7 protein-coding genes are annotated in these 8,216 nt (G+C 70.0%); 1 reads left to right on the top strand and 6 read right to left on the bottom strand.

Annotated elements, in window-relative coordinates:
- Positions 1-10: 10 nt before the first annotated feature.
- From pnp to rbfA, 6 genes are all read right to left on the bottom strand, one after another.
- Positions 11-2,152, bottom strand: a complete 2,142-nt coding sequence (pnp, locus tag N1F89_RS19785; protein ID WP_290086171.1) for a polyribonucleotide nucleotidyltransferase — start codon at positions 2,150-2,152, stop codon at positions 11-13.
- A gap of 266 nt (positions 2,153-2,418) precedes the next feature.
- Positions 2,419-2,688, bottom strand: a complete 270-nt coding sequence (gene rpsO / locus N1F89_RS19780; RefSeq protein ID WP_290086170.1) for a 30S ribosomal protein S15 — start codon at positions 2,686-2,688, stop codon at positions 2,419-2,421.
- 172 nt (positions 2,689-2,860) lie between these two features.
- Complete coding sequence (locus N1F89_RS19775; protein WP_290086169.1) at positions 2,861-4,612, bottom strand: sensor histidine kinase; 1,752 nt, start codon at positions 4,610-4,612, stop codon at positions 2,861-2,863.
- Positions 4,603-5,739 (bottom strand): magnesium/cobalt transporter CorA, encoded by a 1,137-nt coding sequence (gene corA, locus N1F89_RS19770; RefSeq protein WP_290086168.1) that lies wholly within the window; start codon positions 5,737-5,739, stop codon positions 4,603-4,605. Before corA ends, N1F89_RS19775 begins: the two co-directional genes overlap by 10 nt.
- 11 nt (positions 5,740-5,750) lie before the next feature.
- Positions 5,751-6,695, bottom strand: a complete 945-nt coding sequence (truB, locus tag N1F89_RS19765) for a tRNA pseudouridine(55) synthase TruB (protein WP_290086167.1) — start codon at positions 6,693-6,695, stop codon at positions 5,751-5,753.
- Positions 6,696-6,738: 43 nt separating this feature from the next.
- Positions 6,739-7,152: a 30S ribosome-binding factor RbfA gene (rbfA, locus tag N1F89_RS19760; protein WP_290086166.1), complete on the bottom strand. Its 414-nt coding sequence runs from the start codon at positions 7,150-7,152 to the stop codon at positions 6,739-6,741.
- 237 nt (positions 7,153-7,389) lie between these two features.
- On the opposite strand from rbfA, the gene N1F89_RS19755 reads away from it, so the two are divergent.
- A complete protein-coding gene (locus tag N1F89_RS19755) occupies positions 7,390-7,896 on the top strand; it encodes an acyloxyacyl hydrolase (protein WP_290086165.1) in 507 nt (168 codons plus the stop codon).
- The last annotated feature ends 320 nt before the right edge of the window (positions 7,897-8,216 follow it).

The following is an 8,216-nucleotide window of genomic DNA, read 5'->3' as shown; positions in this document are numbered from 1 at the left end:
CGGGCCGGCGTCAGGCGCCGGCCTCTTCCTTCTTGCCTTCGCGGGCGATCTCCTCGCCGGTCTCCTGGTCGACGACCTTCATCGACAGGCGGACCTTGCCGCGCTCGTCGAAGCCCATCAGCTTGACATAGACCTGATCGCCTTCCTTGACCACGTCGGTCGTCTTCTGCACCCGCTCCGGCGCGAGCTGCGAGATGTGCACCAGGCCGTCGCGCGGGCCGAAGAAGTTGACGAAGGCGCCGAAGTCGGCCGTCTTGACGACGGTGCCGCGGTAGATCACGCCGACCTCGGGCTCGGCCACGATGGTGTGGATCCACTGCCGCGCCGCGTCGATCTCCTTGGCGCTCGACGAGGCGATCTTCACCGTGCCGTCGTCCTGGATGTCGATCTTGGCGCCGGTCTTCTCGACGATCTCGCGGATCACCTTGCCGCCGGCGCCGATGACGTCGCGGATCTTGTCGCTCGGGATGTGCATGACCTCGATGCGCGGCGCGAACTCGCCGAGCTCGCCGCGGCTTTCGGCCAGCGCCTTGGACATCTCGCCGAGGATGTGCAGCCGCCCGTCCTTGGCCTGGTCGAGCGCGACGCGCATGATCTCCTCGGTGATGCCGGCGATCTTGATGTCCATCTGCAGCGAGGTGACGCCGTCGGGCGTGCCGGCGACCTTGAAGTCCATGTCGCCGAGATGGTCCTCGTCGCCGAGGATGTCGGACAGCACCGCGTGGCGGTCGTCCTCCTTGATGAGGCCCATGGCGATGCCGGCGACCGGCTTGGCCAGCGGCACGCCGGCATCCATCAGCGCCAGCGAGGTGCCGCACACGGTCGCCATCGACGACGAGCCGTTCGATTCGGTGATCTCGGAGACCACGCGCAGCGTGTAGGGGAACTGGTCGGCGCCCGGCAGCACCGGGTGGATGGCCCGCCAGGCGAGCTTGCCGTGGCCGATCTCGCGCCGGCCGGGCGAGCCCATGCGGCCCGTCTCGCCCACCGAATAGGGCGGGAAGTTGTAGTGCAGCAGGAAGGTTTCCTTGTAGGTGCCGGTCAGCGCGTCGACATACTGCTCGTCCTCGCCGGTGCCGAGCGTGGCGACCACGAGGGCCTGGGTCTCGCCGCGGGTGAACAGGGCCGAGCCATGCGTGCGCGGGAAGACGCCGGCATCGGCGACGATCGGGCGCACGGTCTTCAGGTCGCGGCCGTCGATGCGGCTGCCCGTGTCGAGGATGTTCCAGCGCACGATCTTGGCCTGCAGGCTCTTGAAGGCGGCCGACACCTGCTCGGGCGACCAGGCGGTCTCCTCGGCGTCCTCGGGCAGGAAGTGCGCCTTGACCTTGGCCTTGGCGGCGTCGGTCGCGGCGTAGCGCTGCTGCTTGTCGGTGATCTTGTAGGCCTCGCGCAGGTCGCTCTCGACGATCTGCAGCATCTCGTTCTCGAGCGCCGACAGGTCCGGCGCGACGTGCTCGCGCGGCTCCTTGGCGGCGACCTCGGCGAGCTTGATGATGGCGTCGATCACCGGCTGGAAGGCGTTGTGACCGAACATCACCGCGCCCAGCATGACGTCCTCGGAAAGCTGCTGGGCCTCCGATTCCACCATCAGCACCGCGTCGGAGGTGCCGGCGACGACGAGATCGAGCTTCGATTCCATCATCTCGTCGACATGCGGGTTGAGCACGTACTCGTCGGCGATGTAGCCGACGCGCGCCGCGCCGATCGGCCCCATGAAGGGCACGCCCGACAGCGTCAGCGCGGCGGAGGCGGCGACCATGGCGACGACGTCGGGGTCGTTCTCCAGGTCATGCTGCAGCACGGTGGCGATGACCTGGGTCTCGTTCTTGTAGCCGTCGGCGAACAGCGGACGGATCGGCCGGTCGATCAGGCGCGAGACCAGCGTCTCCTTCTCGGTCGGGCGGCCTTCGCGCTTGAAATAGCCGCCGGGGATCTTGCCGGCGGCGAAGGTCTTTTCCTGATAGTTGACGGTCAGCGGGAAGAAGTCGAGCCCGGGCTTGGGCTCCCTGGCCGACACGACCGTGGCGAGCACGATGGTCTCGCCGTAGGTGGCGAGCACGGCGCCGTCGGCCTGACGGGCGATCTTGCCGGTCTCCAGGGTCAGCGGACGGCCGCCCCACTCGATCTCTACCTTGTGATGCTTGAACATGTCCTGTCCTTGTCTGGCCGGAACGGGATGAACGCATTCATGCCGGGCGTTCCGGCCCTGGCTTCGTTTCGGGACGAGCCATGGGCAAGACAACGGGAGGCTTGCGGGTCGGCCGGCGCGCGCCGGCGGCAAGCATCCTGCAATCCTGCCCCATGACCTGTCCGACTTGCCGGCTCCGGGCGCATCATGCGGCGAAGCCGTGGGCGGCGCCGCAGCGCCGCCGCGCGAGCGGCCGGCGGCAGCGCGAGCCGCCGCCGGCCAGCCGTCTAGCGACGCAGTCCGAGCCTGCCGATCAGCGTCCGGTAACGCTCGTCGTCCTTGCTCTTGACGTAGTCGAGCAGGCGACGGCGCTGCGAGACGAGCTTCAGGAGGCCACGTCGGGAGTGGTTGTCCTTCTTGTGGTCCTTGAAGTGCTCGGTCAGGTTCTTGATGCGCTCGGTCAGGATGGCCACCTGGACCTCCGGCGAACCGGTGTCGCCCTTGGCCGTCCCGTATTCCTTCAGCAGTTCCTGCTTGCGCTCGGCGGTAATCGACATCGTGCTTCCTTCTTGGTCTGGGGATCTGGGACGCCCGCAGCCGGGATGTCGTCCAGCCGGGGCCTTTGCAGGGCGTCACATGACGCGGTGCTGCGGCGCATATAAGGCAATGCGCGACGGATTGCCAGCCAAAATCCGCCGCCGGCGCGGCCGCCGCGGCGCGGCGCGGCGGCTAGCCCTGCATCAGCCGCGAGACCTGGTCGGGATCGCCCGGCACGATGCGCGCCACCGGCATGCGCATGACGCATTCCAGCCCGTCGCGGTGGAAGGTGCGGGTGATCTCGGCCTCCAGCGTGCCACCCAGCATGCGCTCGATGATCTCGGTGCCGAAGCCGCGCTTGGCCGGTCGGCGGCGCAGCCGCTGCACCGTCTCGCGCCAGACGATCGTCAGCTTCTCGTCGGCCACCGTCCAGGTGACGTCGAGCCGGCCTTCGGCGACGGCGAAGGCGCCGTATTTCGAGGCGTTGGTGGCCAGCTCGTGGATCGCCAGGCCGATGGTCTGCGCCGCCTGGCTCGACAGCCGGAAGTGCGGCCCCTCGATGCGCAGCCGCTTCGGCCGGTCGGGGCGGAACGGCTCGATCTGCGCCTCCAGCAGGTCGCGCAGTTCGACGCCGGCCGCGCCGCCGGCGATCAGCAGGTCGGTCGAGCGGGCGAGGCCGTAAAGCCGCTTCTGGAAGGTGTCCTGGAAGGCGGCGAAGCTGCGCGCGTTGCGCGCCGACTGCTTGGCGATCGAGGCGACGACGGTGAGCTGGTTCTTCGCCCGGTGCGCCACCTCGCGCATCAGCAGGCGGATATCGTTCTCCGCCTTGCGCCGGTCGGCCGCCGCGTCGGCGAGCGCGGCCGAGACGGTGGAGATCTCGGCGATCGGATAGCCGACCGCCTCGACCGGCTCGCCGGCGCCCAGCCGGCGGGCGTCGCGCGCCAGGCGGCGCACCGGCTTGGCGATGTGGCGGCCGAGCAGCCAGGCGGCCGACGCGCCGATGGCGATGACCAGCAGCCCGCCGACGACCAGCGTGCGCAGCGAGCGGCGCATCGGCTCCTCGACCATCGCCGTCGGCGCCCACAGCACCACGCGCCAGTTGCTGAAGCCGGACTGCTCGACGATCGCCTCGTAGGATTCCGGCCTGACCTCCGGTCCGCGGCGGCCGCGCATCGTGCCGGAGCCGTCGCCGATGTCGAGGAAGAACGGCTTGCCGATGTCCGACGAGATGAAGGACGAGGCGATCACCGTGCCGGCGCCGTCGACGATCGAGGCGTTCCAGCCGCCGCGCAGCGTCTGTTCGGCGAGCGCCTGCGACATCGTCTCGGCATCGCGCGTCAGGATCATCACGCGCGGCGGCTCGCCGGCCGGAACGTGCGGCAGGATGGCGTTGAACACCCACTTGCTGGCCGTCTTGCCGAAGAAGACGTCGGAGATCACCGTCGACCGGGTCTCCAGCGCACGACGGGCGGAGGCCGGGTCGGAGGTGGCGCCGAGCGGCGTGCCGAAGGGCACGCGCGTGTTCATCAGCTGGTCGAAGTTCTCGTCGAGCACGATGAAATGGGTGCCGGTGCCCTCCAGGGCGGCCGTGGCGCGGCGATGGAACTGCCGCAGGTCGCCCTCCAGGAAGACCGGCGAGCTCGAGAAGATGCGCAGCGTCGTGACCATGCTGACGAGCTCGCGGTCGACCGCCTCGGCGATCGAGGCGGCCGTCGCCTCGGCCAGCGTGGTGACGACCTCGCGCTGCGCCTCGTTGTGGCGGATGAGCAGCACGACGGAGACCGAGATCGCCGGGATGATCGTCACCGCGATCAGCAGGAACAGGAACACGCCGATCGGGCGCGGCCCGTCGAGGCCCGCCCAGCGCCGCCGTCCCGGCGGCCGCCGGTCGCGCGCTGCATCGCCGGTGGCGGAAGCCGCCTCGTCCTGCCGCGTCAAAGCCACCTCTTCCACCGGAAATAGACAATCAGGCCGAGCGCCGTGGCCACCATCGTGCCGAGCGCGAACGGATACCCGTAATACGCGGCCAGCTCCGGCATGTTCCACGGCGAGGCCGCGCGCTCGAAATTCATGCCCCAGATGCCTGCCAGAAACGTCAGCGGTATGAAGATCGTGGCGACGATGGTGAGCACCTTCATGACCTCGTTCATACGCGTGGAAACGCTCGACAGATAGAGCTCGAGCAGGCTGGTCGCCAGCTCGCGGTAGGTTTCCACCATGTCGATGAGCTGCACCGCGTGGTCGTAGATGTCGCGCAGGTAGTTGTGCACGTCGCGCGGGATCAGCCCGAGATCGCCGCGCGTCAGCGCCGACAGCATCTCGCGCGACGGCCACAGCGCGCGCTTGACGACCAGCAGCTCGCGCTTGAGGTCGTGCAGGTCGGTGACGACGCCGGGATGCGGGTCGTCGGCGATGACGCGGTCGATCTCCTCCAGCCGGTCGCCGATCGCCTCGAGCAGCGGGAAGTAGGCGTCGACCACGGTGTCGAGCAGCGCGTAGACGAGATAGGCCGAGCCGCGCGCGCGGATGCGGCCGTGCGTGGCGGCCAGCCGGCGGCGCACCGGGTCGAGGCAGTCGCCGGGGCGCTCCTGGAAGGTGAGCACGTGGTGGCGGTCGAACAGGATGGAGAACTGTTCCTTGGACGCCACCCGCACGCCGTCGAACATGTGCACGACGATCAGCGCATGGGCCTCGTAGAGGTCGACCTTGGGCCGCTGGTGCGTGTTGACGATGTCCTCGAGCGCCAGCGCGTCGATCGAGAACAGCGCGCCGAGCGCGCTCAGCATGTCGAGATCGGCGAGGCCCACCACGTCGACCCACAGCCGGTGGCCGGCCTTCATCGCCCCGGCCACGTCCTCGACGCTCGCGTTCTCGGTGACGGTGGCGTGCCGCTCGGCGATCTCGGTCATGCGGATGGCGCTCGGCGCGGCGCCGACGTCCGGCAGCAGCGTGCCGGGCGGCGTGCCCACCGGGGTGCGGCGACGGTGGACGAGGCGCGAGCGGCCGTGCCCGGCCGGGTCGGCGCGGCGGGCGTCGCGGTCCTTCGCTTCTGTCGCTCGCCTGTCGCTCAACGGGCCGGTCCCTAGGTCGTGAACACGCGCTTGGGCTTGAACATGCCCGCCTCGACGGCGCCGATCGCCACCAGCCGGCCGCGCGTGCTCGCCCAGGCCTCGGGCGCCTCGAGCGGCGCGTCGCGGCCGCGCAGGATGACCGGGTTGCCGAGCCGGATGCGCGCGGCCGCCGCGTCGTTGACGGCGATCTCCGGCAGGCCGTCGAGCGCGGCCGCGGTCTCGACAAGCAGCGCGTCGAGCGCGGCGAAGCGCTCCGCCCCGGCCTCGCCGCCGGGCTCGGGCGCGGCCGCCTCGAGCGCGGCGAGCGTCACCATCTCCTCGGCGGCGAAGGGATAGACCTCGGTGCGGCGCAACGCGCTGACATGACCGTAGCAGCCGAGGTCGCGACCGATGTCGCGGGCGAGCGCGCGCACATAGGTGCCCTTGCCGCACTCGATCTCGAACTCGGCGTGGCCGGCGTCGGGCTGGGCCACCAGGTCGAGCCGGCCGATCTCGATCTCGCGCTCGGCGATCTCCACCGTCTCGCCGCCGCGCGCCAGGTCGTAGGCGCGCTCGCCGCCGACCTTGACGGCGGAATACTGCGGCGGGCGCTGCATGATGAGCCCGGTGTAGCGCGGCAGGACGGCGCGGATCGCCGCCGCGTCGGGCCGCGCGTCGGAGACCTGCGCCACCTGCCCCTCCAGGTCGTCGGTGGTGCGCTCCTCGCCCCAGGCGACCGTGAAGCGGTAGACCTTGGCGCCCTCCATCACGTAGGGCACCGTCTTGGTCGCCTCGCCGAGCGCGATCGGCAGCATGCCGGAGGCGAGCGGGTCGAGCGTGCCGGCATGGCCCGCCTTGTCGGCGGCATAGAGCCGCTTGACGCGGGCGACGGCCTCCGTCGAGCCGAGACCGGCCGGCTTGTCGAGCACCACCCAGCCGGAGATCGGGCGGCCCTTGCGCTTGCCGCGGCGGGCCATCAGCGGGCGTCTCCGGCGGGCGCGGCGGACTGCGGGCGGAGCGTCACGTGTCGTTCTCCTGATCGTCGTCGCGGTCGAGATCGCGCGCCACCTCCGGCGATTTCAGGATGCGGTCGATGCGCGCGAAGTTCTCGTAGCTGGTGTCGAGGCGGAAGCGGAAGGCCGGCATGTATTTGAGCTGGCGCAGCGCCGGCGTGACGCGGCCGCGGATGAAGCGCGCGTTGCGGTTGAGTGCGGCGACCACCGCGGCGTCGTCGGCCGCGCCCAGCGGCGCGACATAGGCGGTCGCCACCTTGAGGTCGGGCGACATGCGCACCTCGGAGACCGAGATCACCGTGCCCTCGATCTGCGGGTCGCGCACCTCGCCGCGCTGCAGCACCTCGGCCAGCGCATGGCGCGCCTGCTCGCCGACGCGGAGCTGGCGCTGGGACGGCGGTTTGCCGGATTGCGGACTCATGCGTTGGTCATGCCTCGTTGCGCCGGGGGACGGCGGGCCTTGTTGTCACGCCGCAACAATGCGTGATGAAGCGCCGGCCGCCGATGCGGCAGTTGCTTGACAGGCGACGCGCCGCCTTGCAAGTCAGGATACGAAATTCTTCCCGGGGACATACACATGCTCAGGTCCGCCATCGCAAGAGCCGCTGCCGCGGCGGTCGCTCTTGTCTGCCTCGCGCCGCCTGCCGCGGCCGAAAGCATGTATCTTTTCGGCGACCGCATCCAGTTCGCAAAGAATTCCGACCGCTTCGAGGCCAAGTTCGGCGTCATGTCCTACGACACCGGCGTGTTCGGCCCCAACCAGTTCGACGGCGTGGTGTTCAACGGCGAGCTGCTGTTCCCCTCGCCCGGCTTCCTGGCGCCGATCGGCGCGCCGCGCCCGCATATCGGCTTTGACGCGGCGGTCGCCGACGATCCGGTGCATTTCTTCTATGCCGGCCTGACCTGGGACGCCTACCTGACCGACCGCTTCTACCTGTCGGGCAGCCTCGGCGGTGCCATCCACACGGCGAAGGACCTGATCGCGCCGACCACCTACAAGCCTCTCGGCTGCCGCGTGCTGTTCCAGCTCGGCGCGAGCGTCGGCTTCGACATCACCGACAACGCCACCGTGCAGCTCTACGCCGACCATTTCTCCAACGCCAATCTGTGCGACCGCAATGGCGGCGCGGAGGCGGCCGGCATCCGCTTCGGCTACCGCTTCTAGAATCGATCTGCCTTTCGCGGAATCGCAGATCGGCTCCAGGTTATCGTTTCGACGCGTTTGCGGACGGCGCACCGGTTTCCACTTCGCCCGGAAGCGCTTTAACGGACGGCGGCGCCCGCGACCCACGCCTGGCCTGAAGCGGGAGCGCTGCGTCAGCGCCTGCCTGCCGCGCGGCTGACCGCGATGGCGGCGCGGATCGCGGCGCCGAACGCCGCGTCGGAAACCGTCTCGGGAAGCGCGGCCGGCTCGCGCCCTTGATCCCGCCGGGCCGCCCCCGTCCGGCGGCACCATGCAAAAGGGCCGGTCTGCGATCCTGCTGG

This window comes from Aquibium sp. A9E412, assembly GCF_030398335.1.
Taxonomy (GTDB): domain Bacteria; phylum Pseudomonadota; class Alphaproteobacteria; order Rhizobiales; family Rhizobiaceae; genus A9E412.
The sequence above is the reverse complement of the archived record's forward strand: the minus strand, read 5'-3'. Positions and strand labels throughout refer to the sequence as shown.